Source organism: Flavivirga aquimarina (assembly GCF_030540835.1).
GTDB lineage: Bacteria > Bacteroidota > Bacteroidia > Flavobacteriales > Flavobacteriaceae > Flavivirga > Flavivirga aquimarina.
Genome location: NZ_JAUOEK010000011.1, coordinates 1 through 500, shown reverse-complemented (window position 1 = coordinate 500; position 500 = coordinate 1). Strand labels below are relative to the sequence as shown.

Sequence of the window (500 nt, the reverse complement as noted above, 5' to 3'; positions counted from 1 at the left end):
CCGCCTACTACGATCACTAATAACAGTAAACTGAAAAAGGCTTTTCTAAAGTGTGTCCAGATCTCTTTTAGGGTCGATCGTTTTTCTTTTGAGAACTTTCTCTTTATGGCCACATAGGCGATGTACCCCATAAGGGCCAGGCCTAATAGTACGCCTGGGAGGTAACCTGCTATGAACAGGGCCGCTACCGAGGCTGTACCGCCACTTGCCAGGGCGTATACGATTAGTATGTTGCTTGGGGGGATAAGTAGTCCGGTTGTCGAGGAGGTAATGTTTACTGAAGCGCTGAACTCTCTTGGGTACCCTTCTTCTTCCATCCTATCGGTCATGATACTTCCTATGGCAGAGGTTGCTGCTATCGCGGATCCGGATATGGCTCCGAAGAGCATCGAGGCCAATACGTTTACGTAGGCCAGACCGCCCGGGAGGCTCGCCACCAATGATTTGGCAAAGTTGATCAAACGGTTGGCTATTCCGCCTCGTTTCATGATCTCTCCGGC

The 500-nt window shown here is 50.4% G+C and carries 1 protein-coding gene; it reads right to left on the bottom strand.

Annotation, left to right across the window (positions count from 1 at the left end; translation table 11 throughout):
* On the bottom strand, nt 1-500 hold a 500-nt coding region (locus tag Q4Q35_RS00125), incomplete at both ends, for a TRAP transporter large permease subunit (protein WP_303275887.1).